The sequence below is a fragment of the Nitrogeniibacter aestuarii genome (genome assembly GCF_017309585.1).
In the GTDB taxonomy this organism is placed as follows: domain Bacteria; phylum Pseudomonadota; class Gammaproteobacteria; order Burkholderiales; family Rhodocyclaceae; genus Nitrogeniibacter; species Nitrogeniibacter aestuarii.
Genome location: NZ_CP071321.1, coordinates 428,245 through 452,305, shown reverse-complemented (window position 1 = coordinate 452,305; position 24,061 = coordinate 428,245). Strand labels below are relative to the sequence as shown.

Genomic DNA, 24,061 nt, shown 5'->3' with positions numbered 1-24,061 from the left:
CCACCGCATCTGGTGGCGGTTTTTTGCGTGAACTTTCCCATCGCAGCACCCCCCGCCTGACTTCCCCCCGACATGCAGGACGACGCTCTCTTTCGCCCCGAAGCCCTTGATGCGCAACGAACCCAGTGGCTGGGCCCGGTCACCCTGCGACGCCCGCCTTCGTTCCGCACCCTGACCCTCGTCGCCCTGCTGTGCGGTATCGCCCTGGTCTGCTTCGCGATTTTCGGCAGTTACACGAAGCGCAGCACCATCTCCGGCGAACTCTCCCCCCTGGGCGGCTTCGCCAAGGTCTTCCCCACCCAGAGCGGCATCGTGATCGAAAAGCACGCGCACGAAGGTCAGAGGGTCAAGGCCGGTGACGTGCTGTACGTGCTCAGCCTCGACCGCCCCGGCCAGACCGGCGGCGACAGCCTGGCGCGTATCAGCCGGCAAGTCGAACAGCGCCGGGGAAGCCTCACGCGCGAACTGGCGGAGCTGGGTCGCCTGCACGCCGAGCAGCGCTCGGCGCTGGCACACAAGCGTGAGCTGTTCCAGAACGAGCTGCGCGTGCTCGACCAGTCCATCGCCGGCCAGCGCAACCGTATCGCGCTGGCCGAAGACACCCTGTCACGCTACCGGGACCTGCTCGCCAAGGATTACATCGCCGGCGAACAGGTCCAGTTGCGCGAAGCGGACTGGATCGACCAGCGCTCGCGACTTCAGGCGCTGCAACGAGATCGCCTCACCCTCACCCGCGAGATCGCCCTCATCGATAGCGAGCAGGAGCGCCAGCCGATCGAGTTCGAGCAACAGCGTGCCGACCTGGAACGACGCATCGCGGCCACCGACCAGGAGCTGACCGAGAGCGAACTGCGCCGGCGGCTGGTGGTCACCGCACCGCGCGACGGCATTGTCACCGCGGTGTCCGCCGAGCTTGGCCAGACGGCCAGCGCCAGCCGGCCGCTGGTCGCCGTCATCCCCGAAGGCGCCACGCTGCAGGCGCACCTGTTCGCCCCCAGCCGCGCCGTCGGCTTCACCCGGCCGGGTGATCGCGCCATGATCCGGCTCGATGCCTTCCCCTACCAGAAGTTCGGTCATCTCGAAGGTCAGGTCGCCCAGATCACCCGTGCAGCCCTCAGCCCGCAAGAGCTTGCCACCCTCGACATCGGCGCCAGCCCGACCGGGGCAGGCGAATCGCTTTACCGGATCACGGTGTCACTGCCCGCACAGGCCATCCACGCCTATGGCCAGTCCCGACCGCTCCAGGTGGGCATGCGCGTCGAGGCCGACCTGATGCAGGAGAAGCGCCAGCTCTACGAATGGGCGCTCGAACCTTTGCTGAGCCTCAGCGGGCGACTCTGACCGACCCATGACACTACCGACCGTTTTCTTCGGCCTCGGCCGCCGCCTGCCGCTCATGCTGCAAACCGAAGCCACCGAATGTGGCCTGGCCTGCTTGGGGATGGTCGCCGGCTATCACGGTTTTCGCACCGACCTCGCCCGGCTTCGCCGTCGCTTCCCGGTGTCACAACACGGCGCCACGCTCGGGCAGTTGCTCGCCGTGGCCCATGAGCTGGGGCTGGCGAGCCGACCCCTGCGACTGGACCTGGAAGACCTGTCGGAACTGCGCCTCCCGTGCATCCTGCACTGGAACATGAATCACTTTGTCGTGCTCAAACGCGTCGGCCCGCGACACATCACGATTCACGACCCGGCCAGCGGTGAGCGCCGCATCCCCATGGACGAGGTCTCGCGCAGCTTCACCGGCGTCGCCCTCGAACTGTGGCCGACGCCCGCATTCCGCCCCTCCGCCGCGCCACCGAGCATCCGCTTTCGCGACCTGATCGGCCGCGTGGACGGCCTGTTCGGCGCCGCGGGCCAGATCCTGACACTCGCCCTCGTCCTCGAGGTGTTCGCACTGGTCAGCCCCTTCTATCTGCAGTGGGTCATCGATCATGTGCTCGTCTCGGCCGACCGCGACCTGCTCACCACGCTGGCGCTGGGGTTCGGGCTGCTGCTCATCGTCCAGTACGTTTTCTCCACGCTGCGCGCCTGGATACTGCTGCACGTGGGCACCGACCTGAAGCTGCAATGGCGCGCCAACGTGTTCTCGCACCTGCTGCGCCTGCCCATGGTGTATTTCGAGCGCCGCCACCTGGGTGACATCGTTTCCCGGTTCGGATCGGTGGACGAGATCCAGCGGGTGCTCACCACCGCCTTTTTCTCCGCCGTACTCGACGGGCTGATGTCGATCCTGACCGTGGTCATGATGTTCCTCTACAGCCCGCCGCTGGCCGGATTCGCGCTCGCGGCCATGGTCGGTTACAGCCTGATCCGCATTGTCTGGTTCCGTCCCCTGCGCAATGCCACGGAAGAGGAAATCGTGCACGAGGCCCGGCAGCACAGCCATTTCCTCGAAACCGTGCGCGGCATCAAGGCCGTGAAACTGTTCGGGCGACAGGAAGAACGGCGCGCCAGCTGGCTCACCCTGGTGGCCGACCAGGTCAACGCCTCGGTGCGCACCCAGCGACTGGGCATCGCCTTCGACACCGCCAATGGTCTGCTCTTCGGCCTGGTGACCATCGTCGTCATCTGGCTGGGCGCGCGGGAAGTCCTCGACGGGGTCATGACCGTCGGCATGCTCATGGCCTTCAAAGCCTACAAGGACCAGTTCGACCAGCGCATCGCCGGCCTGATCGAACGCTATTTCGAAATGCGCATGCTGCGCGTCCAGGGCGAGCGGCTGGCCGACATCGTGCTCGAAGCACCCGAAGCGGGCGCGCCCCCGCCACCATCGAACCCGAACGCCCCCACCACGGACGGGGTCGAGGTTCGTCTGCGCCAGCTGCGCTTCCGCTACGCCGATACCGACCCCTATGTGCTCGATGGCATCGACCTGAGCATCCCCGCCGGGCAGTCGGTCGCCATCGTCGGGCCCTCGGGCTGCGGAAAGACCACGCTCATGAATCTGCTGCTCGGCATCTTTGCCCCCAGCGCCGGCGAAATCGAGATCGGCGGGCTACGCGTCGACCGCGGCAACAGCGAAGCGGCGCGACGCCTGATCGGGACGGTCACCCAGGACGACACCCTGTTTGCGGGGTCGATCGCGGACAACATCTGCTTCTTCGACCCGCACGCCGACCGCGCGCGCATCGAGGCATGCGCGCGCATGGCCCACATCCATGACGACATCGCACGCATGGCCATGGGCTACAACACCCTGATCGGCGACATGGGCACGGTCCTGTCCGGCGGCCAGAAGCAGCGCGTGTTCCTGGCCCGGGCCCTGTACAAGCAACCCCAGCTGCTCATTCTCGACGAAGCCACCAGCCATCTCGACGTTGCACTCGAAACAGCGGTCAACGAGGCCGTCAAGGCACTGCCCCTGACACGCATCATCATCGCCCATCGCCCCGAAACGATCCTCTCTGCCGATCGCGTCATCACGCTCTACGACGGTGCCATCGCCGAGGACGAACCGGTCTCGGCCCTCAGGGCCCGGCACGCCGAATCATGAAGCGAGCCATGGCCGCACTGGCGGGGCTGTGTATTGCCTTCTCCGCCCACGCATTCGATCCGTTGCGGGTGGCCCGCGATTTGCCGCCACCGCCGTCGATGAACCTGACCCCCATGACCAATGCCAACGGCGCCCCATGGGCTTGCCCCGGCCCGCGTGACCCGGCCAGCCCGGAGATCCACATCGAAGAGGTGATCCGTCGCGCCTTGTGCACCGACCCACGCACCCGTATCGCCTGGGCCGGCATTGCCGCACGCGCCGCCGAGCGCGGGCAGGTCCGCGCCGAGTACCTGCCGCGTCTGGACGCCACGCTCAGTCGCAGCCGACTCGATCAGCGCGTCACACAAGGCGGTGCAACGCTCGATAGCGACGTCGACACCGATGCCTACCGCGTCGAACTGGGCTGGACACTCTTCGATTTCGGCCAGCGGGGTGCCCGCGCTGACAGCGCCGAACAGGCCATGCTGGCCGCGCTGGCCAGCCGCGACGCCACCTTGCAGCAGGTGTTCCTGGATGCCGCCACCGCCTACTACAACCTGCTCTCGGCACAAGGATCGCTCGCCGTGGCTGAGGAAGTGGAGCGCATCAATCTTCAGGGCTACCTCGCCGCAGACGCCAAGCACGCGGCCGCCATCGGCAATCTGACGGAAAAGCTGCAAACCCAGACCGCGCTCGGCCAAGCCATTCTGGCCCGCGTGCAGGCCGAGGGCGCGCTCCAGGAGGCCCGCGGGCGTCTGGCCGTCCTCATCGGCCTGCCGCCGGATACCCCGCTGCGTCTGGACGAAGACGATGCCCGACTCCCCGACACCTCCTTCGTGAGTGCGATGACGGACATGCTGCAAAAGGCCGAGACCCGGCATCCGGAGCTGCGCAACGCCCGGGCACGCGTCGAGGCGGCCCGGGCCCAACTGACGGCCACCGAGCGCGCCCACCTGCCCAGCGTGCGCCTGAGCGCCTCGCACCAGAACCAGCGCATCGCTCCATCCACCGGCGGGCGCAGCGATCAACGCGACAACCTGGTGGCGCTTGAGGTTCAGATCCCCTTGTTCGACGGTTTCGGTCGCACCTACGCCACACAGGCAGCGGAAGCGGCGCTCAGCGAGGCAGAAGGACAGCTGGAAGCCGCTCGACGCCAGGTGGCACAGGAAGTCTGGCTGGCCTTCCATGCCCTGCAGACGGGCACGCGCACTGTGGAGAAGAGCGCCGAATTGCTCGGTTTTGCGACCCGTTCGCTCGAAGTGGCCCAGGGGCGCTACAAGGCCGGGATCGGCGGCACACTGGAACTGCTCGAGGCGCAGCGCGCGCTGGCCGATGCGGCACGCCAGCGCATCAACGCCCTGGCCGACTGGCGGGCTGTCCGCCTGCGCCTGGCTGCCGCGCTCGGTCGCCTGGGTTTCTGGACGCTGGCTCCGGCCGCTGCCAACCCGTCGTGAAATGTGGCCAAGCTCACTGAAGCCCCGCCAATCCCGCGTATAATTCACACTTTTCAAACCTTTGTCCGGCATTGCGCGCTGCCGGAAGACGCCCGGCTCACCGAGGCCCGCCCTGGTCGCCGCCGAGCCTCGATTGGAAGTTGCATGGATTCACTCACGCTGATTCGAGAATTTGCCCACACGCACGGCAACATTCCCCCCGAGAACATCGTGCCTGCGGCCACCCTTGCCGATGTGGGCATCGACTCGCTGATGCTGCTCGAACTGCTGTTCGACTTCGAAGAGCAATCGGGCATCACGCTGCCCAAGGATCTGCCCAACCCGAAAACAGTGCAGGATCTGGTCAGCCAGCTCGACACACTGCGTGCTCAGGGCCAGCCCCAGGCATGAGTGCCGACCGTCGCGTGGCCATTACCGGGATCGGCGTGGCCGGTCCCTGGCACAGTGATGCCGACGATTTCTTTTCGCGCATGCTCGCCGGTGAGTCTGCCGTGCGCATGCACGAGCGCGACGAGGACCATCTCGCCATCTCGATTCCGGGCGTCAACTGGGACGACTTCAACGCTTTCACCGAACTCGGCGGCAACATTTCCACCCTCGACCGCGCCGGGCAACTGGGCTTGCTGGCGGCCCGCAAGGCCTGGCAGCAGGCCGGCCGGCCCACGAGCGACGCACCGCTGCGCAGTGGCGCCGTCTACTGGGGCACGGCGCTGGCCGGCACGCTGACCTTCGAGCGCGGCTACCGGGAGATGTACCTCCATCAGCGCCGTCGGGTGCCGCCCCTGTCCCTGCTGCTGGGCATGAACAACACGGCCGCCTCCCACATCGCCATCGAACACAAGCTCGGGGGCGCCTGTCTGACCTACACCATCGCCTGTGCCGCCGCGGCCACGGCCATTGGCGAGGCCTATCGGCGTATCCGCCGCGGCGAATCGGATGTGGCCATCTGCGGCGGTTCGGACAGCCCCATGTCGCTGGGCGTGGTGCGCGCCTGGGAAGCCCTGCGCGTGCTGGCCGACGCTGAACCCCATGGCGCCTCGGCCGCGTGCCGGCCATTCGCTACCGACCGCACCGGCCTCGTGCTCGGCGAAGGCGCCGCCGCACTGGTGCTGGAGGACTGGGACACCGCGCTCGCCCGCGGGGCGACCATTCTGGCGGAACTCGCCGGCTATGGTTGCAGCAGCGACGCGGACCATCTCGTGCGCCCGTCGGCCGACGGGCAGGTCCACGCCATGCAGCAGGCGCTGGGCGATGCCGGCCTGGATGTTGCCCAGATCGGCTACATCAATGCGCACGGCACCGCCACGCCCGAGGGCGACCCGATCGAAATCGACGCCATCCGTCAGGTTTTCGGGCCGCATGCCGAAAACCTTCCGGTGAGCGCCACCAAATCGATGCATGGCCACATGATGGGTGCCACCGGCGCCATCGAGGCCGTCATCTGTGTCCAGGCCCTGCGCCAGGGCAAGCTGCCGCCCACGGCGCACCTGGAGTCGCTCGATCCGGCCTGCGAGGGCGTCCGCCACATTCGCGAACATGCCCTCGAAGCACCGATCGATGCCTGCATCAGCAACGCGTTCGCCTTCGGCGGCAGTAATGCCGTGCTCGCGTTCCGGCGGGCAACACACTGACATCGACCGCCCGGCGCACGACGCGCTGGCCCCCAAGACAAAAACTTGAATCCCTGACCGACATGACACAAAACACCCCCATCGACGATGCCCTGATGGCCGAAGTGGCCGAGCAGATCGTGGCTGCCCTGAACCTGGAAATGAGCCCGTCCGAGATCGAGCCGGATGCTCCGCTGTATGGCGAAGGGCTGGGTCTGGACTCCATCGACATCCTCGAAGTCGCGCTGGTGCTCTCCAAGCGCTACGGCTTCACCCTGCGCGCCGACAACGAAGACAACGTCCGCATCTTCTCCTCCCTGCGCAGCCTCACCGAATACGTCGCCGAACACCGCACCCAATGAGCGCACGGGCCCGGCATCTGCTCCTGACGATTCTCGCCGGGCTGCTCGTCGTGCTCTACATCGGCCTGCTGCACCATTTCACCGCCCAGGGGCGCCCCAGTGTCATTGGCGGCGCACTGGCCCTGCTGCCGCTGGGGATCACCACCGCGTGGCTGGCCTGGGTCAGCCCCCTTCGCGCCCTTACCGTGGGCGCCTGGGTCGCCATCGCCGCGCTCCTGGCAGTCAACCATGAGGTGCTGGCCCAGCAGTTCGCCTACATCGAGCTGCTACAGCACGCCGGCACCTTCGCCTGTCTGAGCGCGGTCTTCGGCCGCACCCTGGCACCGGACCGCACCCCGATGGTGTCCGTCTTCGCGCGCACGGCACACGGCTCGCTACCGGACGCACTGGCCCGCTACACCCGCAAGGTCACCATCGCGTGGACAACCCTGTTCGTGCTGATGGCGACGACCTCTCTGGCCCTGTTCTTCAGTGGTCACATCGCCCAGTGGTCCCTGCTGGCCAATGTGCTGACGCCGATCATCATCGCCACCATGTTCCTCGTCGAGTACCTGGTGCGCCGCAAGGCGCTGCCCGCCGAGATGCGCAGCGGGCTGGTGGCCTCGGTGCGTGCTTCATGGCCGGCGTTCGACCGTTGGGCCGATACCTGGTCGCGCCTGTCCGACGATCCGCCTGACCGCAAGGCACAGGCCAAACCGGTGGATTGAGCCGTGAGCACACTGCCCATTCTCGTGACCCGCTCGCTGGATGCCCCGCTGGCGTTTCGCCAGGGGCAGGCCATCAGCGTCCGGCAATTCATTGCCGATGCACAGGCCCTTGCCGACCGACTGCCGACCGGGCAGCACCTGCTCAACGCCTGTGCGGACCGCTACCGTTTTGCCGTCACGCTGGTGGCCGGCATGCTCAGCGAGCGCATCAACCTGATGCCCTCCACCTACACCCGCGAAAGTGTTCGCGAGATGCTCGCCTTCGCGCCGGATGCTTTCATCGTCAGCGACGAGGACGACGCGTTCAACGTCATGCCCTGCATGATCTATCCCGACACGCTCGACACCGATCCCGGCAGCGTGCTCGCCGTACCGGATCTGCCCGCCGAACAGCGCGTGGCCTGGGTGTTCACCTCGGGTTCGACGGGCAGCCCGGTTCCGCATCTCAAGACCTGGGGCAAGCTGGTGGCCAACACGCGCGGCGCGGCGCGTCTGCTCGACATCGACACCTGGCCCGATCCGCGCTTCACTCTGCTCGGCACGGTCCCGCCCCAGCACATGTACGGGTTCGAGTCGACAATCCTGCTCGCGCTCCAGAATGGAGGGGCTTTCAGTGCCGACCGTGCCTTCTTTCCGGCCGAAGTCGTCAGCGCGCTCCAGGCCCTGCCCCACCCCCGCGTGCTCATCACGACCCCCTATCACCTGAACAACATCCTGCGTGCCGAGGCGGCATGCCCATCCGCCGACCTGCTGCTCAGCGCCACGGCCCCCCTGTCCGACGCATTGGCGCTGGAAGCAGAATCCCGTTTTGGTTGCCCCCTGCGGGAAATCTACGGCAGCACCGAGACCGGTCAGATCGCCATGCGGCGCACCGCCACGGGCGAGGACTGGCAGCTGTTCCCGGGGATTGAGCTGACCGACCAAGACGACGCCACCTGGGCCGCAGGCGGCCATATCGAGCACGCCGTCCCCATGGGGGACCGGATCGAGCACCTCCCGGACGGGCGCTTCAAGCTGCTCGGGCGCAATGCCGACCTCATCAACATTGCGGGCAAGCGCAGTTCCCTGGCCTATCTGGATCGCCAACTGCAGTCCATCGAAGGGGTCGTGGACGGCGCTTTTCACCTGCCACCGCATGAAGACGACACCCTGGTGCGCCTGGCCGCCCTTGTTGTCGCCCCCGGTCTCAGCCAGAGCGACATCACCCAGGCACTGCGCGAGCGCATCGACCCGCTGTTTCTGCCCCGCCCCCTGATTCTGCTCGACCAGCTACCGCGCAACGCGACCGGCAAACTGCCCTACGCCGCCCGTGAGCAATTGCTGCGCGACGCACACAATGCCCGCGAGAAAGGTGCCGTATGAGCCTGCCCCTTGAATCCACCCTGAGTCTGCCCAGCGACCACCCGATCTTCGCGGGCCACTTTCCCGAGCACCCCATCGTGCCCGGCGCGCTGATTCTGGATGAAGTGACCCGGGTCCTCGGCGAGCACACCGGCGTCGGGCGCAGCGCCGTCCGTTCGGCCAAATTCGTCCACCCGGCGCGACCGGGCCAGCGCTTGCGCATCGCGCTGACGCCCACGGCCAGCGGCGGTTTCGACTTCCGGGTCACCTCGGGTGACATCCTGATCGCCTCCGGCGCCGTGCAGGCCGGTTGACGCGCGGATCGATGCACCAGCGCACGCCCCACTGGAAATCACGCCCCGAGCGCAGCAACCGGCTGGCGCTCGGCGTCATCTGCTGGATCGCCCTGCGCCTCGGGCGGCGGGTGGCGCGCCTTGTGCTGTGGCCGGTGGCGGCGTACTTCCTCCTCTTCGGCGGCACATCCCGGCGTGCCTCGCTGGACTACCTGAGCCGTGCGCTGGGCCGCCGGGCCCGGTGGCGCGACGCATGGCAGCACATCTTCAGTTTCTCCGCCACGATCCTGGACCGCATCTACTTCCTGAAAGACCGTTTCGACCTGTTCGACATCGAGATCGAGGGCGAACCGCTCATGCAGGCGCGCTGGCAATCGGGCCGGGGTGCCATGCTGTTCGGCGCCCATCTGGGCAGCTTTGAAGCCATCCGCGCGCTGGGTCGCCGGATTCCGGGTCAGCGGATCGCACTGACGATGTACGAGGACAACGCCCGCAAGGTCAATGCCACCCTCGACGCCGTCAACCCCGCCAATCGCCCGGAGATCATCCCGCTCGGTCATGTGGACACCATGCTTCGGGTCAAGGATGCGCTGGACGACGGCGCCCTGGTCGGTCTGCTGGCGGATCGCAGCCTCGGCGACGAGGAAACCCGCCCCGTCACACTACTGGGGGAGACCGCGCAACTGCCCGTGGGCGCCTTCCGGATCGCCGCGATGATGCGCCAGCAGGTCATCTTCATGGCGGGCCTGTATCTCGGCGGTCACCGCTATCGGATAAGATTCGTGCCCATCATGGATTTTGGCGAGGTGGCACGCGAGGATCGCAATCGCGCCATCGACGCCGCCATGCACGCCTACGCGCAGGCACTCGACGAATGTCTGCGCCAGGCGCCGATGAACTGGTTCAACTTCTTTCCCTACTGGCCCTCGGATTCACGATGACGCGTCGCCCGCATGTCTCGGTTGCCCTGTTGCTCTTCTGCCTCTCCTGGCTGTGGGTGGCCAGTCCCGTCCGGGCCGCCCCCTGGGGGCTGGACACGCTGATGGCCGCACTGGCGGACAATCCGGGGGGGACGGCGCAGTTCGTCGAACGCAAATACCTGGCGGTCCTGGACGTGCCCATCGAATCGTCGGGCACACTGGTCTACAAGCGGCCGGGACGCCTGGAACGCCACACCGAACGTCCCCGCGCCGAATCGATGGTCCTCGACGGCAGTGCCCTGACCCTGTCCCGCGCATCGGGCGATTTGCACATGGACCTGCGCGACTACCCCGACGCGGCAGCCCTCATCGAAAGCATTCGCAGCACGCTGGCCGGCGACCGCAGCGCGCTGGAGAAGAACTACCTGCTCAGCCTCAGCGGCACGTCGAACGCGTGGACGCTCGACCTGTCACCCTCCGACCCCCAGATCACCGCGCTGGTTCACCGCATCCGCATCAACGGGCATGCAGGGCTGATCGACTCGGTCGAGATCCTGCAGGCTGACGGCGACCGCTCCGTCATGCTGATCACACCGCTGAGCCAGGACGCTTCTTGAAGCGGCGCATACTGCTCCTCCTCTGGGTGTCGATCCTGATGCTGTGCATCGCGGGCATCTCCCGCATGCGCTTCACCGCCGACCTGTCCGCCTTTCTGCCCAGCGCCCCCACCGAAGAGCAGGCACTGCTGGTCGATCTGCTGCGCGACGGCATCGCCTCCCGCATGCTGCTGGTCGGCATCGAAGGCGGCGACGCCCAGGCACGAGCCGCCGGCTCGCGTGCCCTGGCCGTGGCCCTGCGGTCCTCGCCAAGCTTCGTGGCTGCCAGCAATGGCGAGTCCATCGGTACCGACGCAGACCAGACGTGGCTGTTCGAGCATCGCTACCAGCTCAGCCCGGCCGTCACCCCCGCACGCTTCAGCGCGGAGGGCCTTCGTGCGGCCATCGCCGAGAGCATCGACATGCTTGCCTCGTCGGCAGGCCTGATGATCAAGCCCATTCTCACCCGCGACCCCACCGCCGAGACCTTGCAGGTCATCGAGCAGTTCAGCCGTTACCAGACCGCCCGGCCCGGTCTGTGGGTCGCCCGTGACGGCCAGCGCACCCTGCTGCTGGTGACCACCGCGGCCACGGGCGCCGACACCGACGGCCAGGCCGACGCCATCGACACGCTCAAGACCACCTTCGACCAGATCCGCGAACGCGAAGGGCTTGCCGATCTGCGCCTTCAGGTGTCAGGCCCCGGCGTGTTCGCGGTCAACGCCCGGGCGACCATCAAGGACGAGGTGGCGCGTCTTTCGCTCACCGGCGCGGCACTCATCATTGGACTGCTGCTGCTGATCTACCGCTCACCGACCGCCCTGTGTCTCGGCCTGGCCCCGGTCGTCACCGGGGCGCTGGTCGGCGTCTGCGCCGTCGGCCTGGTGTTCGGTCATGTCCACGGCATCACGCTCGGCTTCGGTATTCCACTGATCGGCGAGGCGGTGGACTACGCCATCTATTACTTCATCCAGCGCAACGGAGGCGACATCAACCGCTTCTGGCGCACGATCCGGCTGGGCGTACTGACCTCGGTTTTCGGATTCGCCGCGCTGTTGCTCTCGGGCTTCCCCGGGCTGGCGCAGGTGGGCCTGTTCTCCATGGCCGGCCTCATCGCGGCCGTGCTCACCACCCGCTACATCATCCCCGAGCTCACACCGGCCCGGTTCGCCATCCGCGAGGTCAATGGCTTCGCCCGGCCTCTGACCACCCTGATGGCACATGCCCGCATGCTGCGCTGGCTCCCCCTGCTGGCCAGCCTGGTGGCGGCCAGCTTCCTGTGGTTTCACCGTGACCGGCTGTGGCACCACGAACTGGGCGCGCTGAGTCCGGTGCCCGATGCCGATCAGGTCCTCGACGAACAGTTGCGGCGCGACCTGCCCGCGCCTGACGTGCGTTTTCTGGTCGTCACCTCCGGCAACAACGCCGCCAGCGTGCTGAGTCAGGCCGAACAGGCGGGCGAGGTCCTCGACCGGCTGGCCAGTGAGGCCATCATCGGGGGATTCGACAATCCGGCGCGATTCCTGCCCAGCCCGGCGACACAGCAAGCGCGCCTTGCAAGCCTGCCGGACGGCGAAGAACTCCGTCGGCGATTGAGCGCCGCCACGGCCGACCTACCCCTGTCCGCCGACAAACTCGCGCCTTTCGTGGCAGCGGTCGAGACGGCCCGTACCATGGCCCCGCTCACGCGCGACGACCTCGAAGGCACCTCCCTGGCCCTGGCCGTCGATGCCATGCTGATTCATCACGACGACCAATGGCGCGCCGTCTTGCCGGTGCGCGCCCCTGCGGACGGCGGCGCTATCGATGCTGCCGCCGTCCGCGCAGCCCTGGCCTCGGCCCGCATCGACAACACGGTGTTCGTGGACATCAAGCAAGAGTCCGAACGTCTGTACGCCAGCTACCTGAAAGAGGCGCGCACGGCAGCCATCGGCGGCGTGCTCGCCATCCTCGTCCTGCTTGCGTTCACGCTCAGATCACCCGTGCGCCTGATCCGCCTCGCCCTGCCCTTGCTCGCCACCGTGCTGGTGGTGGTCGGTGCGCTCAATGCCTTCGGCGAGCGCCTGACGCTGCTCCATCTGGTCGGCATGTTGCTCGTGGTGGCGGTCGGGTCGAACTATGCGCTCTTCTTCGATGCCGGCGAGCAGCGCGTCAATGGCCAGGACCTGCGCACCCTGGCCTCGCTGGTGGTGGCCAACCTGACCACCCTGGCCGGCTTCGGCATCCTGGCCTTCTCCACCGTGCCGGTCCTGCACGCCATCGGCATCGTCGTGGGCCCCGGTGCGTTGCTGGCGCTCGTTTTTGCGGCCATCATGCATCCGCCACAGGCGCGCCCGGCATGAGCGCAGACACACCGCTGATCGTGATGCTGCCCGGTGCCTATGACAGCCCGGACGATTTCGTCGAGCACGGATTCGACCGTATCGCCCGCACCGCCGGGTTCGACTGGCTCGCCCATCCGACCGATCTGACCGCCATTGCCGACGGCCGTCTGGTCCACCGGATTCACGAAGACGTCATCGGCCCCATGCGTGCTCGGGGGGATGCGCGCATCCTACTCGGCGGCATTTCCATCGGCGGCCTGACGGCACTGACCTACGCGGACACTTACCCCGACACGGTTGATGGGCTCGTCCTGATCGCCCCGTACCCGGGCAATCGCATGATCACGCAAACCATCGAGCGCGCCGGGGGCATCACGGGCTGGGTACCCGGCGCGCTGGAGACCGACGAGGGCGAACTGCGCGGATGGCGTGCGCTCAAATCCCTCGGCCGCGCCCTGCCGGCCGGGCTCTGGCTGGGCTATGGCGAATCCGACCGCTTCGCCCCGGGGCACCGGCTGATGGCTGAGGCCTTGCCGGCAGACCGGGTCCTGCGGGCGCCCGGCGGTCACGACTGGCCCACCTGGCAAACCCTGTGGCAGGGTCTGGTCGGGGCGATCGGCGCTCAATGATGCCGCAGGCGAACCTACCCCGTCCCTGGCGCCCCGGCAGCTTGCTGTGGCTGTCATTGGCCATTCATCTGGGCGCCCTTGCCCTGTGCGTGTTGCAGCCCCCCCTGTGGCCGTGGGCGGCACTGGCCGTCGTGCTCAATCACGGCGTCATCACGGCCGTGGGTCTGTGGCCACGCAGTCGCGCCCTGGGGCCCAACTGGACGCGTCTGCCCGAGGCGGCCATCCAGCGTCGCGAAATCGCCATCACTATCGACGACGGACCCGACCCCGAGGTCACCCCGCGGGTGCTCGATCTCCTCGACGCTTACGGCGCGCATGCCACGTTCTTCTGCATCGGCACGACAGCCGAAACGCACCCGGCCCTGGTCCGGGAGGTGGTTGCGCGTGGCCACCATGTCGAGAACCACAGCCACCGACACCGCCACCACTTTTCCCTGCTCGGCTTCAGTGGATTCGTCGCCGAAATCGGCCGTGCTCAGACAAGCCTCGGCCAGCTGACCGGACGCACACCGCGGTTCTTTCGCGCCCCGGCCGGCTTGCGCAATCCGTTCCTCGAGCCTGCACTCGCCCGTCTCGGCCTGCAGCTGGCCGCCTGGACGCGACGCGGATTCGACACGCGCTGCGGCGAGGTCGACACGGTGTTCGAACGCCTGAGCCATGCCCTGGCCCCGGGGGACATCCTCCTGCTTCACGATGGACATGCCGCCAGAACCGCGGATGGCACGCCCGTGATTCTTCCGGTACTTGAGCGCCTGCTCGAGACCTGCCGCGCGCAGCAGCTCGTGCCGGTCACGCTTGAGGCCGCCTCGCGATGAAGTCCGGCGCCGTGCGTGCGCTGGTCGAACAGGCGGCAGCGCCCTATCGCAAGAGCGGGCGCTTTGCCTGGCATTTTGCCCGCGGCAAGCTCGGCCATGACCCGGTTTTTTCCAGCCTGCTGCAGCAGGGGCTGTTTCAGACCCCGGTCAGCATCCTCGATGTCGGCTGTGGCCAGGCCCTGCTGGCGCACTGGCTTGTGGCCGCCGCGCAATCGAGCGCAGCCGGTCACCTGCCGGCCGGCTGGTCGGACGTTGCCCCCTACCGCCACTACTCGGGCCTCGACCTCATGGCGGCCGATATCCGCCGTGGCGAGACCTCGATGCCCGAACGCGCCCGCCTCACCTGTGCCGACATGTGCTCGGCACCGTTCCAGGCGGCGGAGCGCATCATCCTGCTCGATGTCCTTCACTACGTGTCGCCCGGGCAACAGTGCCACGTCCTCGACAAGGTCAAGGCCGCGCTGACGCCGGAAGGGTGTTTCATCCTGCGCGTGGGCGATGCAAGCGCTGGCTGGCGGGCCTGGCAGAGCCGGATGACCGACCAGCTGGTGATGCTGGGCCGAGGCCGCGGCTGGGGCACCCTGCACGCCCGCCCGCTGACCGAATGGGTCGAGCTGCTCGAGGCTCGGGGTTTTACGGTCGAGTCCATTCCCATGCACGACGGCCCCGCGTTAGGCAATACCTTGCTGATCGCGCGGCATGCCGCATGAGATGTCCAGTCTCGGCCCGTCCCTTTGCTAGAATGGTCCAAACCTCAACCGGCGTGCGCAATTGAAGCCCATCTCCCTGAGTCATTACACCGCCACCAGTTGCATCGGCACCGGCCTGAGCGCCATGCGCGCAGCCCTGGCCGGCGGCCGTGGCGGCCTGACGCCGTGTGCGTTCGAAACCGTCGATCTGGACACCTGGATCGGCGAAGTCCCGGATGTCGATGCCGTTGCACTCCCGGCCGATCTGCGGCATTTCGATTGTCGCAACAACCGGCTGGCCTGGCTGGGCCTGCAACAGGACGGTTTTTTCGATGCCATTCGCCTCGCCGCACAGACCCATGGCGAACAGCGCGTCGGCGTCTTCCTGGGCACCAGCACCTCCGGCATCCTCGACACCGAGCTGGCCTATCGCGAGCGCGACGCGCATAACGGCAAGCTTCCCCTGAGTTACAACTACCGTGGCTCGCACAACGTGTTTTCCGTGGCCGAGTTCGTGCGCACCGCGGCCGGGCTGCACGGCCCGGCGTTCGTCGTCTCGTCCGCATGTTCGTCAAGCGCCAAGGTCTTCGCCGCTGCAGCCCGCATGTTGCAATTGGGGCTTATCGATGCGGCCGTCGTCGGGGGTGTCGATTCACTGTGTCTGACCACCCTGTACGGTTTCAATTCGCTTGAATTGACGGCGCCCGAGGCCTGCCGCCCCTTCGACGTGGCGCGCAAGGGCATCTCGATTGGCGAAGCGGCCGCGTTCGCCTTGCTCAGCCGCGCCCCCCTTGCCGGTGGCGGGCCTGTCCGCTTGCTGGGCTATGGCGAATCGAGCGACGCGCACCACATGTCCTCACCCCATCCCGAGGGGCGTGGTGCGCGCCAGGCCATGGCCGGCGCACTTGAACGCGCCGGCCTGAGCGCCGACCAGATCGATTACATCAACCTGCACGGCACCGGAACACCCAGCAATGACGCGGCCGAAGGCAAGGCCGTCGAGGCCCTGTTCGGCGACCGCGTCGCCGCCAGCTCCACCAAAGGCGCCACGGGACACACGCTGGGTGCAGCGGGCGGGCTCGAAGCGGTCATTTGCGCACTTGCGCTCACCGACGGACTGGTGCCGGCCAATGTCGGCCTCGACACGCCAGACCCCGGCATCCACATCCGGCTTCAGCATCAGGTCGAGCACCGCTCGGTGCACCACGTCCTGTCAAACTCCTTCGGCTTCGGCGGCACCAATGCCAGCCTCGTTTTCGGTCAGGAGGTGGCATGAGCACGCTGAGCGCATCGCTGCGCGCCATCGGCGCCATCGGACCGGGTTTCAACGACTGGGACGAGCTGCGCCTGCAACTGACCGGCGCGCCCAGCAGCATCCACACGCACACGATCATTCCGGTGCCGGCCTCGCTGCCGCCGGCAGAGCGGCGTCGGGTCGGCAAAGTGGTGAAACTGGCCATCGCCACCGGGCTTCAGACCTGTGGGCATGCAGGCGCCAACCCGGCTTCGCTGACCACGGTCTTCGTCTCGTCGGGTGGCGACGGCGACAATTGCCACACCATCTGCGAAACCCTGGCCTCGGACGACCGGCTGATTTCGCCCACGCGTTTCCACAATTCCGTCAACAACGCGGCCTCCGGGTACTGGGGCATCGCCACCGGTGCGCAAGCACCGTCGACCATCGTCTCCGCCTACGACGGCAGCGCAGGCGCCGGTCTGCTCGAAGCCATGGCACAACTGGCGACGGGCGACTGCCAATCGGTGCTGATGATCTGCTACGACGCGCCCTACCCGGCGCCACTGGGTCAGGCGCGTCCCATCATGGATGCCATGGGCGTCGGCCTGCTGCTGACCACGTCCGCCGTCGACGATGCCCTGGCCAATGTCCGCGTCGCCCTGAGCGACGAGCACGTCACCCCGATGCATGATGCCGAGCTTGAACACTTGCGCCAGGGCATCCCCACGGCACGACTGCTGCCGCTGTTGAGCGGCGTGGCACGCGCCATCGGCGGGAAGGGACATCAACGCTGTGTGCTGGAACTTCTGCCGGGCGCACATCTGACCATCGACATCGACCCGACCACATGACGTCCTACGAATTCGACCGCGACTGGATCGCCGCGCGCATCCCCCATGCAGGCAGCATGTGTCTGCTCGACGGCGTGGTCTCCCATGACGAGGCCTCGATCCGTTGCCGGGCCACCAGCCACCGCAGCGACGACAATCCACTGCGCAACGCCGGCCGCCTCGGCGCCGCAGTGGGCGTCGAGTATGCAGCCCAGGCCATGGCGGTCCATGGCGCCATCCTCCAGCCGCCGGCCACCACGCCCAGCGTCGGCTTCCTGGCCAGCGTCCGCGGCGTTCAGCTGCATACCGACCGGCTCGACACCATCGATGCACCGCTGGAGGTTGAAGCCACCCGCCTGTCCGGCAACGACACGACGATTCTCTACCGTTTCAGTGTGAGCGCCGAAGGCCGGGCGTTGCTCGATGGCCGCGCCGCCGTGATCATCAGCCCGGAACTGCCCGGCAGTCCGGAGGCCACCCCGTGAGCCGACGCGCGCTGGTGACCGGGGGCAGTGGCGGCATCGGCGCGGCCATCTGCCAACGCCTTGCCGCCGACGGCCTGCATGTGATCATTCATGCCAACCGCAATACGACACGTGCGCAGGCGCTGGCCGATGCGATCGAACAACAGGGCGGAAGTGCCGAGGTCGTGACCTTCGACGTGGCTGATGCGCAGGCCACCCGGATCGCACTCGACGCCGTGCTGGAGCATGGCCCGGTTCAGGTGCTGGTCAACAACGCGGGCATTCACGACGATGCCGTCTTCCCCGGCATGTCCGGCGAGCAGTGGTCACGGGTGATCGATGTGAACCTCAATGGCTTTTTCAACGTCACCCAGCCGCTGACCATGCCCATGATCCGCACCCGCTGGGGCCGCATCATCAACATCACCTCGGTCGCGGCCATTGCCGGCAATCGCGGACAGACCAACTATGCGGCCGCCAAGGGTGCCCTGCACTCGGCCACCCGCGCCCTGTCGCTGGAACTGGCCAGCCGCAGCATCACCGTCAACGCGGTCGCCCCGGGTGTGATCGAGACCGACATGAGTGAAGGCAGCTTCACCCGGGAGGCCATTGCCCAACTGGTGCCCATGAAGCGCGCCGGCCGGCCGGACGAAGTGGCCAACCTGGTGGCCTTCCTCGCATCGGAGCAATCGAGCTACATCACCGGCCAGATCATTTCCGTCAATGGCGGGATGATCTGAGCCCCGCATGAGCGCTTCACGCCCGGCGCGCGCCTGGACCGCGCAACTGTTCGATCGCACCCGTCAGCACGCCTTCATCAAGGCCTTTGGGACGACGGCCTTCATCACCACCTTCTTTGTGGCGTACTTCTGGATTCTTGAAAATCCGTTTGCCGAGGTCACCGTGCTGTCACTGACGGCGGTCGACCGTGCCATCGGTTTTTCCAGCCTGTGGCTTCCGGCGTACCTGTCGCTGTGGGTGTATGTCTCGATCCCGCCGGCGCTGATCGCCGATCGCAAGGCGCTGGACGCATACGGGGTGTGGGTGGGATTGCTGTGTGTGAGTGGCCTGGCCCTTTTCGTGCTCTGGCCGACCACCATTCCACCGGATCTGATCGACTGGAGCGCCTCCCCCGAAATGGGATTGCTCAAGGGCATCGACGCTGCGGGCAATGCCTGCCCGTCCATGCATGTGGCCACCGCCCTGTTCTCGGGCCTATGGCTACATCGTCTGCTGTGCGAGGTGAGCGCACCAACGTGGCTGCGCCTGTTCAATGGCCTGTGGTGCGGTTCGATCATCTACGCCACGCTGGCGGTGAAACAGCACGTGTTCATCGACGTGGTCGGTGGCGTTGCCCTCGGCCTGGCGTTTGCGTGGCCGGCGCTGCGCGGACACCAGAAGCGGATGCGGGCCCTAGCGCAGGAAACGATCGGCCAACAGACGCGGCAGGCGTAACAGAAAGCCCAGAAACAGTCGCGTGTGCATCCAGGTCAGCAGCTTGTTGTCGCGCCAGTAATTGAAGTGCGAGACGCCGCCCTCGTCCTCGTTCAGATAACGGACCGGCGCGGACAGATTGATCGGGGCTACGCCGGCCCAGGCCAGTCGCACCACGGCTTCGGGGTCGAAGTCGAAACGTCGCATCCAGCGCTGACCGTGCATGATCTGCCGCAGCGGGGCCACCGGATAGACCCGAAAACCATAGAGCGAGTCGCCGATGCCCGACCACAGGGTCTCAAGATTCGCCCACCAGTTCGACACCTTGCGACCGCGGACCCGAAGCAGCGGCGCACTGGCATCGAAAACCGGCCGGCCAAGAATCATCGCATCGGGCCGCTGCTGCGAGGCCTCCATGAACGCCGGGATCAGATGGGCCGGGTGCTGGCCATCGGAATCCATGGTCAGCACGTGGGTGAAACCCGCCTGATCGGCGGCGTCGAGTGCATGGAGCACCGCCGCGCCCTTGCCGGAATTGACCGGTAGCCGCAGCACCCGCAAGCCCGGATCATGCTCGGCCATCGCCTCGAGACGCTCGGCCGTGCCATCCGTACTGCCATCGACCACCACCCAGACCGGCGACCAGCGCTCACGCGCACGGCTGACAGTCTCGAACACCAGTTCGCCCGGGTTGTAGCTGGGGATCAGAACAAGATGGGTGGCGGAGGTTGCGGGAGATAGCGTCATGAAGGACATGCTCAAGGTTTCGGCGGCACCGGAGGCGGCATGTCGGCGCGGGCCAGTGCCTCGGTGAAATACGCCTCCAGGCGCTGTGTGAACGCATTGACGTCGGCCGTCGGCTCGAAGCGCTCACCGAGTCGCACCCGATAGTGGATCGGCATTGACGGCTGGCGAAACACCCACCAGCCCTTGCTCAGAAAGGCCGAGTCCGTCTCGATGATGAGCGTCTGCACCGGCACCCCCGCGCGCTGGGCAATCAGGGCCGTCGAGGGGGTAAAGGCGTTGAGCGGCGCACGGACGGTTCGGGTCGCTTCGGGGAACAGCAGCAGGTGGCTCCCCGCGCGCAGATTGTCGACGGCACACAGGATCATGCCGACTGGCGGTTCGTTGCGTACATAGCGCGCCAGCCGGGCCGCGCCACCGAACATCGGGTTGTGCATGAGGCTGGTCTTCATGACACAGGCCACATCGGTCAGTCGCGAAAGAATCATCGGCGCATCGAGCAGGCACGGATGGTTGGCCACCAGAATGAGCGGTCTCTCGTTCGCCAGCACGTCGATGGCGGCCAGATCGAAATGGCAGGCGCCGATCCAGGACAGCCAGCGAAGGTAACGATCGAACCCGAAGCGGATTGCCCGGCGGCCAACGCGTTGGCCGACGCGCGCCGGCAGCAGCAAGTGAAGCACACTCGCCAGGGGGAACCATACGCCGCAGGCCAGCCCCAGAAAGGCGAGGCCAAGGTGAAAACGCATACGTTCGCGCAGTGTCGCCCACAGGGAATCCGGCATGTGCGCGCTCGCGCCAGGGCGTTCAGTCGTCAATCGGCACTCGCTGCGAGGACTGGCCCAGCATCCAGGCAATGCCGAAACCGGCGGCCCAGGCGTTGTCGCGCTTCACCAGCGGGCTGTCTTCGAAGGCCGCCCCGGACAAGGTGTCGTAGCGCACGAACGCCCCCACCCAGTATCCCGGATAGCGCTTGGACAGGGCGCCGATGAACTGCGTGCCGCTGTAGCCGCCATCGGCCTCGTAGGCTGGTCGGGTCGCCGTGGCATACCGAGGCGCAACATCGTAGAAATAGGCGTGATTGCGTTCGTCGGCATAGATGGGGCCGGTCAGCAGCCCCAGATTCCATCCGCTGTAGCCGAACGGATCGCGCACATCGAGATTGATCCGTGGCGAAAACACCATGCCCACGTCGCGGAACTCGCCGCTCACGGTCGTGGCCCATCGCAGCGGCAGGCGCAGATCCAGCTTCGCGCGTTGACCCGCGCTACGCCACAGCGTCACATCGACCGACGGCCCGATCTCCACCGTGGGGTCCAGATCGGGCATCCCCCGGCGGGCGTCGTTGCCGTCGCTGTCCACCGGTACGGAAGCGCCCAGCGAGACATTGATCTCGACCCGATCCGAGTCGAAGAACACGCCTCTCACGCCCTCACGGTCGGCCTTGAGGAACTCACCGCGATACACCACGTAAGGCACCGGCACCGCATGCACACGCTGGCGGTCACTGCCCCGATAGTCGGGAAAGCTGACCGCCCCGACCCCGAGCCCCACTTCCCACAAGGGAGCATCCGCTGCGCCGGCTGCGGCCGATCCTGCCAGCAGCACGGCGGCGAACCCATACTGAATCCGCTTCATGTCTCTGTCCCCCGGGGCAGCCCCCCGACCGCTTCGATCTCGACGAGCAATTCGGCACGACAGACGTCGGCCTGCACACAGATGGCTCGCGCCGCTTCACCCACGTGCGCCCGCAGCAGCGCCATGACCCGCCCCGCATCTTCGGCATGGCGGACATACACGGTGAAATCCATGTGTTCGAGCCGGTGGCGAACACCCCCCGGATAGGCACCGGCGGCGTCGACCACGGCCTCGAGGTTGGCCAGCGTCTCGCGCGTCTGGGCGTCGATATCGTTCGCGTGCAAGGAGGCGTGCCCCACGATGGCCGCCGTTCCGGACACGAACAGGGCGTCGACGCCGCCCACGCGCGCCAGCCCGGCACGCGAAAACGTGGGGCTCAGATCACCGTACTCGGGGGGATAGTGGTAGGCGCTCACCTGACGCGGATTCTCGACCGGCACGAATGGCGTCACGCCCGCCAGGAAGGCGACGCTCAACGGGCCGGCGCGCGTGCCCAGCGCGCATGCGGCGGGCACGCGTCCGGAACGCGGTCGGCCCGAAGCGGCAAACGCCGCCTGCCGGCCGGCATTGAACTGGCGGTAGCGCTCCACCCCGTCGGCGACCTCATTGATCTGCGCCATGTAGTTCCAGGCACGCAGCAGTGTCGGATAGCCCAGCGCATCCAGCGCCTCGAACACCGCGCCGTAGGCACGCGCGGTTGCCGCCTCCAGCGCACCGTCATGCAGTCGCACCACGCCGAACACCAGCTCGTCCGTCGCACAATAGCGCACGGGTCCGTGGTTGCCGCAGCGCCCCGGTCGATCGGTCAGCAACAGGCTTGTGGCGCCACTCGCGCCCGCCAGCACCGGTGCGTCCACTGTCAGTACCGGCGCTTCACCGCTCGCGGCCACATCACCATAAGCCACGCCGCCGAGGACGTGCGTGCCGCGCGGCACCCGCCGCTCGCCTGCACTCAGGTCGTGGTATAGCCGAACCCCCATCACCGGTCTTCGAAACTCAAGCCTTCCATGGGCCGGATGTTCTGCCGACGACGTCGCCAGGCGGCGATGGTGCGCGGCAGCCGGAACAGGCCCATGGTGAAATACAGTGCCTTGAACGCATACAGGGACGGCCAGATTGGCGTCTTGCCGAAGATGTCACCGGCCAGCAGGGAGAGCAGCGCCTCCTGCATGCGCAACAGGTTGCGCGGCTGCATGAACAGTTCGCGCATGTTGGGCGACGTAATCCGATAGATGAACCAGGAAAACTCCTTCGGACCGCGGCGCATGATCTTGTCGAAGCGTACCAGCGCCCGCGCCGCCTTGCCCGGCTCGCGCAGGCAGGTATCGATGGTCTCGGCACCGACCACACCGCTTTGCATGGCCAGCATCACGCCGGAGGAAAAGACCGGGTCGATGAACGCGTAGGCATCGCCGAGCAGGAGATAGTTGGCGCCATGGGTATGGTCTGCCGAATAGGCAAAATTCCCCGTGGCCTCGACCGGGGTCACCATGGTGGCGCCCGCGAGGCGCTCGGCCAGCGCAGGACTCATGGCGATGGTGTCCTTGAAGAAGGCCTCCAGCGAGCCCTTGCGCTGCTTGAGGTAATACGGCCACACGGTCGCGCCGATGCTGGTCACGCCGTCGCGCAGGGGAATGAACCAGAACCAGCCGTGATCGAACCAGAAGATGGTGATGTTGCCTTCCGCCTCACCCTGGTTGCGCTTCGCGCCCGCGAAATGCGCATAGATGGCCGAACTGTTGTGGTCGGGGTTACGGTGCTTGGCCTTGAACTTGTTGGCCATGAAGGTATCACGCCCCGAGGCGTCGACCACGAAGCGCGCACGCCACTGCTGCGTGCGCCCGTCATCGTGCTCGGCCGACACCTCGGCGCCTCCGTTGTCGGGCAGGAAGTCCACATCGCGCACCCGGCAGCCTTCGATGACCTCGGCCCCCTTGCGCTCGGCGTTGCGGATGAGCACATGATCGAAATCCGCACGCTTGACCTGGTAGGCGTAGGGCATCGACTTGTCCCAGGCATCGGCGAAATGGAAGGTCTGGGTGTGGTCATGCCAGGGCGAGACGAACTCGGCCCCCGGCTTCATCATGCCGATCTCGCGGATCTGGTCCGCGACCCCAAGGCGCTCGAACAACGGCATGTTGGCCGGCAGCAGCGATTCGCCGATATGAAAGCGGGGGTGATGGGCCTTCTCCAGCACCGTCACGGCATGACCCTGCTCGGCCAGCAAGGTCGCCACGGTCGACCCGGCCGGCCCTCCGCCAATCACCAGCACGTCACAATCGAACCCTTCGGTCATTCGCTGCACCCTGTCTGAAATCGTTGTCGCTGTCATACGCCGGGCGCCCCCGGCGCCCGCGTTACGGCACGAAGTATATCGCACCGCCCTGGTGCTCAAATCCTGCCCTTCCGCCGAATTCGTAAGCATTTTCGGGCCTGTGCCGACGATAAGGCAGGCCGGCCAAGTGGCGCCCACCGATGCTTACATTTTGATACACCACT

At 66.9% G+C, this 24,061-nt stretch carries 25 protein-coding genes; 20 read left to right on the top strand and 5 right to left on the bottom strand.

Going from position 1 to position 24,061, the window contains the following annotated elements; genetic code table 11:
• Positions 1-72: 72 nt before the first annotated feature.
• The 20 genes from J0W34_RS02090 to J0W34_RS01995 all read left to right on the top strand — a co-directional run bounded on the left by J0W34_RS02090 (position 73) and on the right by J0W34_RS01995 (position 19,201).
• Positions 73-1,341: an HlyD family secretion protein gene (locus J0W34_RS02090; RefSeq protein ID WP_230970505.1), complete on the top strand. Its 1,269-nt coding sequence runs from the start codon at positions 73-75 to the stop codon at positions 1,339-1,341.
• Between the two features lie 7 nt (positions 1,342-1,348).
• The gene (locus J0W34_RS02085) at positions 1,349-3,496 is read left to right on the top strand and encodes a peptidase domain-containing ABC transporter (protein ID WP_230970504.1); all 2,148 of its coding nucleotides are present in this window, start codon (positions 1,349-1,351) and stop codon (positions 3,494-3,496) included.
• The gene (locus J0W34_RS02080) at positions 3,493-4,929 is read left to right on the top strand and encodes a TolC family protein (protein WP_230970503.1); all 1,437 of its coding nucleotides are present in this window, start codon (positions 3,493-3,495) and stop codon (positions 4,927-4,929) included. The genes J0W34_RS02085 and J0W34_RS02080 overlap by 4 nt, the downstream gene beginning before the upstream one ends.
• A 144-nt stretch (positions 4,930-5,073) precedes the next feature.
• The gene (locus tag J0W34_RS02075; RefSeq protein ID WP_227815359.1) at positions 5,074-5,319 is read left to right on the top strand and encodes an acyl carrier protein; all 246 of its coding nucleotides are present in this window, start codon (positions 5,074-5,076) and stop codon (positions 5,317-5,319) included.
• Positions 5,316-6,560: a beta-ketoacyl-[acyl-carrier-protein] synthase family protein gene (locus J0W34_RS02070; RefSeq protein ID WP_230970502.1), complete on the top strand. Its 1,245-nt coding sequence runs from the start codon at positions 5,316-5,318 to the stop codon at positions 6,558-6,560. Before J0W34_RS02075 ends, J0W34_RS02070 begins: the two co-directional genes overlap by 4 nt.
• A gap of 62 nt (positions 6,561-6,622) precedes the next feature.
• Positions 6,623-6,901, top strand: a complete 279-nt coding sequence (locus J0W34_RS02065; protein WP_227815357.1) for a phosphopantetheine-binding protein — start codon at positions 6,623-6,625, stop codon at positions 6,899-6,901.
• Complete coding sequence (locus tag J0W34_RS02060) at positions 6,898-7,608, top strand: COG4648 family protein (protein WP_230970501.1); 711 nt, start codon at positions 6,898-6,900, stop codon at positions 7,606-7,608. Before J0W34_RS02065 ends, J0W34_RS02060 begins: the two co-directional genes overlap by 4 nt.
• A 3-nt stretch (positions 7,609-7,611) precedes the next feature.
• On the top strand, positions 7,612-8,970 hold the full coding sequence (locus tag J0W34_RS02055) for an AMP-binding protein (protein WP_230970500.1): 1,359 nt from the start codon (positions 7,612-7,614) through the stop codon (positions 8,968-8,970).
• Positions 8,967-9,263 carry a 3-hydroxylacyl-ACP dehydratase gene (locus tag J0W34_RS02050; protein WP_230970499.1) on the top strand — a complete coding sequence of 99 codons (297 nt, stop codon included), beginning with the start codon at positions 8,967-8,969 and terminating at the stop codon, positions 9,261-9,263. Before J0W34_RS02055 ends, J0W34_RS02050 begins: the two co-directional genes overlap by 4 nt.
• A gap of 11 nt (positions 9,264-9,274) precedes the next feature.
• Complete coding sequence (locus J0W34_RS02045; protein WP_230970498.1) at positions 9,275-10,183, top strand: LpxL/LpxP family acyltransferase; 909 nt, start codon at positions 9,275-9,277, stop codon at positions 10,181-10,183.
• Positions 10,180-10,779, top strand: coding sequence for a LolA family protein (locus J0W34_RS02040; protein WP_230970497.1), 600 nt, complete (start codon positions 10,180-10,182; stop codon positions 10,777-10,779). The genes J0W34_RS02045 and J0W34_RS02040 overlap by 4 nt, the downstream gene beginning before the upstream one ends.
• Positions 10,776-13,100 carry an MMPL family transporter gene (locus J0W34_RS02035; RefSeq protein ID WP_230970496.1) on the top strand — a complete coding sequence of 775 codons (2,325 nt, stop codon included), beginning with the start codon at positions 10,776-10,778 and terminating at the stop codon, positions 13,098-13,100. The genes J0W34_RS02040 and J0W34_RS02035 overlap by 4 nt, the downstream gene beginning before the upstream one ends.
• A complete protein-coding gene (locus J0W34_RS02030; protein ID WP_230970495.1) occupies positions 13,097-13,711 on the top strand; it encodes an alpha/beta hydrolase in 615 nt (204 codons plus the stop codon). The genes J0W34_RS02035 and J0W34_RS02030 overlap by 4 nt, the downstream gene beginning before the upstream one ends.
• The gene (locus J0W34_RS02025; RefSeq protein ID WP_230970494.1) at positions 13,708-14,526 is read left to right on the top strand and encodes a polysaccharide deacetylase family protein; all 819 of its coding nucleotides are present in this window, start codon (positions 13,708-13,710) and stop codon (positions 14,524-14,526) included. Before J0W34_RS02030 ends, J0W34_RS02025 begins: the two co-directional genes overlap by 4 nt.
• Positions 14,523-15,236: a methyltransferase domain-containing protein gene (locus J0W34_RS02020; protein WP_230970493.1), complete on the top strand. Its 714-nt coding sequence runs from the start codon at positions 14,523-14,525 to the stop codon at positions 15,234-15,236. Before J0W34_RS02025 ends, J0W34_RS02020 begins: the two co-directional genes overlap by 4 nt.
• A gap of 61 nt (positions 15,237-15,297) precedes the next feature.
• A complete protein-coding gene (locus J0W34_RS02015) occupies positions 15,298-16,491 on the top strand; it encodes a beta-ketoacyl-[acyl-carrier-protein] synthase family protein (protein ID WP_230970492.1) in 1,194 nt (397 codons plus the stop codon).
• Positions 16,488-17,303: a beta-ketoacyl synthase chain length factor gene (locus J0W34_RS02010; RefSeq protein WP_230970491.1), complete on the top strand. Its 816-nt coding sequence runs from the start codon at positions 16,488-16,490 to the stop codon at positions 17,301-17,303. The genes J0W34_RS02015 and J0W34_RS02010 overlap by 4 nt, the downstream gene beginning before the upstream one ends.
• The gene (locus J0W34_RS02005; RefSeq protein ID WP_230970490.1) at positions 17,300-17,767 is read left to right on the top strand and encodes a 3-hydroxylacyl-ACP dehydratase; all 468 of its coding nucleotides are present in this window, start codon (positions 17,300-17,302) and stop codon (positions 17,765-17,767) included. Before J0W34_RS02010 ends, J0W34_RS02005 begins: the two co-directional genes overlap by 4 nt.
• Positions 17,764-18,486: a 3-oxoacyl-ACP reductase FabG gene (fabG, locus tag J0W34_RS02000; protein WP_230970489.1), complete on the top strand. Its 723-nt coding sequence runs from the start codon at positions 17,764-17,766 to the stop codon at positions 18,484-18,486. Before J0W34_RS02005 ends, fabG begins: the two co-directional genes overlap by 4 nt.
• Before the next feature lie 7 nt (positions 18,487-18,493).
• The gene (locus tag J0W34_RS01995; RefSeq protein WP_230970488.1) at positions 18,494-19,201 is read left to right on the top strand and encodes a phosphatase PAP2 family protein; all 708 of its coding nucleotides are present in this window, start codon (positions 18,494-18,496) and stop codon (positions 19,199-19,201) included.
• On the opposite strand, the gene J0W34_RS01990 is transcribed toward J0W34_RS01995, so the two are convergent.
• Genes J0W34_RS01990 through J0W34_RS01970 form a run of 5 tightly spaced genes read right to left on the bottom strand, consistent with a single transcriptional unit; the run spans position 19,160 to position 23,858 of the window.
• Positions 19,160-19,927, bottom strand: a complete 768-nt coding sequence (locus J0W34_RS01990) for a glycosyltransferase family 2 protein (RefSeq protein WP_230970487.1) — start codon at positions 19,925-19,927, stop codon at positions 19,160-19,162. The two genes, J0W34_RS01995 and J0W34_RS01990, sit on opposite strands and share 42 nt — an antisense overlap.
• An 11-nt stretch (positions 19,928-19,938) precedes the next feature.
• Complete coding sequence (locus J0W34_RS01985) at positions 19,939-20,709, bottom strand: lysophospholipid acyltransferase family protein (protein ID WP_230970486.1); 771 nt, start codon at positions 20,707-20,709, stop codon at positions 19,939-19,941.
• Positions 20,710-20,731: 22 nt separating this feature from the next.
• Positions 20,732-21,562, bottom strand: a complete 831-nt coding sequence (locus J0W34_RS01980; RefSeq protein ID WP_230970485.1) for a MipA/OmpV family protein — start codon at positions 21,560-21,562, stop codon at positions 20,732-20,734.
• Entirely contained in the window at positions 21,559-22,542 is a 984-nt protein-coding gene (locus J0W34_RS01975; protein WP_230970484.1) for a chorismate transformation enzyme, FkbO/Hyg5 family, read from the bottom strand. The genes J0W34_RS01980 and J0W34_RS01975 overlap by 4 nt, the downstream gene beginning before the upstream one ends.
• Entirely contained in the window at positions 22,542-23,858 is a 1,317-nt protein-coding gene (locus J0W34_RS01970) for an NAD(P)/FAD-dependent oxidoreductase (RefSeq protein WP_230970483.1), read from the bottom strand. The genes J0W34_RS01975 and J0W34_RS01970 overlap by 1 nt, the downstream gene beginning before the upstream one ends.
• Between the last annotated feature and the right edge of the window lie 203 nt (positions 23,859-24,061).

What these genes read in the sequence shown, in the direction of transcription:
- J0W34_RS01975 (WP_230970484.1), bottom strand. Translation starts at nt 22,542, where the DNA reads ATGGGGGTTCGGCTATACCACGACCTGAGTGCAGGCGAGCGGCGGGTG.
- J0W34_RS02090 (WP_230970505.1), top strand. Translation starts at nt 73, where the DNA reads ATGCAGGACGACGCTCTCTTTCGCCCCGAAGCCCTTGATGCGCAACGA.
- J0W34_RS02075 (WP_227815359.1), top strand. Translation starts at nt 5,074, where the DNA reads ATGGATTCACTCACGCTGATTCGAGAATTTGCCCACACGCACGGCAAC.
- J0W34_RS01980 (WP_230970485.1), bottom strand. Translation starts at nt 21,562, where the DNA reads ATGAAGCGGATTCAGTATGGGTTCGCCGCCGTGCTGCTGGCAGGATCG.
- J0W34_RS02050 (WP_230970499.1), top strand. Translation starts at nt 8,967, where the DNA reads ATGAGCCTGCCCCTTGAATCCACCCTGAGTCTGCCCAGCGACCACCCG.
- J0W34_RS02040 (WP_230970497.1), top strand. Translation starts at nt 10,180, where the DNA reads ATGACGCGTCGCCCGCATGTCTCGGTTGCCCTGTTGCTCTTCTGCCTC.
- J0W34_RS02060 (WP_230970501.1), top strand. Translation starts at nt 6,898, where the DNA reads ATGAGCGCACGGGCCCGGCATCTGCTCCTGACGATTCTCGCCGGGCTG.
- J0W34_RS01995 (WP_230970488.1), top strand. Translation starts at nt 18,494, where the DNA reads ATGAGCGCTTCACGCCCGGCGCGCGCCTGGACCGCGCAACTGTTCGAT.
- J0W34_RS01985 (WP_230970486.1), bottom strand. Translation starts at nt 20,709, where the DNA reads ATGCCGGATTCCCTGTGGGCGACACTGCGCGAACGTATGCGTTTTCAC.
- J0W34_RS02070 (WP_230970502.1), top strand. Translation starts at nt 5,316, where the DNA reads ATGAGTGCCGACCGTCGCGTGGCCATTACCGGGATCGGCGTGGCCGGT.
- J0W34_RS02065 (WP_227815357.1), top strand. Translation starts at nt 6,623, where the DNA reads ATGACACAAAACACCCCCATCGACGATGCCCTGATGGCCGAAGTGGCC.
- J0W34_RS01970 (WP_230970483.1), bottom strand. Translation starts at nt 23,858, where the DNA reads ATGACCGAAGGGTTCGATTGTGACGTGCTGGTGATTGGCGGAGGGCCG.
- J0W34_RS01990 (WP_230970487.1), bottom strand. Translation starts at nt 19,927, where the DNA reads ATGACGCTATCTCCCGCAACCTCCGCCACCCATCTTGTTCTGATCCCC.
- J0W34_RS02020 (WP_230970493.1), top strand. Translation starts at nt 14,523, where the DNA reads ATGAAGTCCGGCGCCGTGCGTGCGCTGGTCGAACAGGCGGCAGCGCCC.
- J0W34_RS02005 (WP_230970490.1), top strand. Translation starts at nt 17,300, where the DNA reads ATGACGTCCTACGAATTCGACCGCGACTGGATCGCCGCGCGCATCCCC.
- J0W34_RS02045 (WP_230970498.1), top strand. Translation starts at nt 9,275, where the DNA reads ATGCACCAGCGCACGCCCCACTGGAAATCACGCCCCGAGCGCAGCAAC.
- J0W34_RS02030 (WP_230970495.1), top strand. Translation starts at nt 13,097, where the DNA reads ATGAGCGCAGACACACCGCTGATCGTGATGCTGCCCGGTGCCTATGAC.
- J0W34_RS02080 (WP_230970503.1), top strand. Translation starts at nt 3,493, where the DNA reads ATGAAGCGAGCCATGGCCGCACTGGCGGGGCTGTGTATTGCCTTCTCC.
- J0W34_RS02085 (WP_230970504.1), top strand. Translation starts at nt 1,349, where the DNA reads ATGACACTACCGACCGTTTTCTTCGGCCTCGGCCGCCGCCTGCCGCTC.
- J0W34_RS02010 (WP_230970491.1), top strand. Translation starts at nt 16,488, where the DNA reads ATGAGCACGCTGAGCGCATCGCTGCGCGCCATCGGCGCCATCGGACCG.
- J0W34_RS02025 (WP_230970494.1), top strand. Translation starts at nt 13,708, where the DNA reads ATGATGCCGCAGGCGAACCTACCCCGTCCCTGGCGCCCCGGCAGCTTG.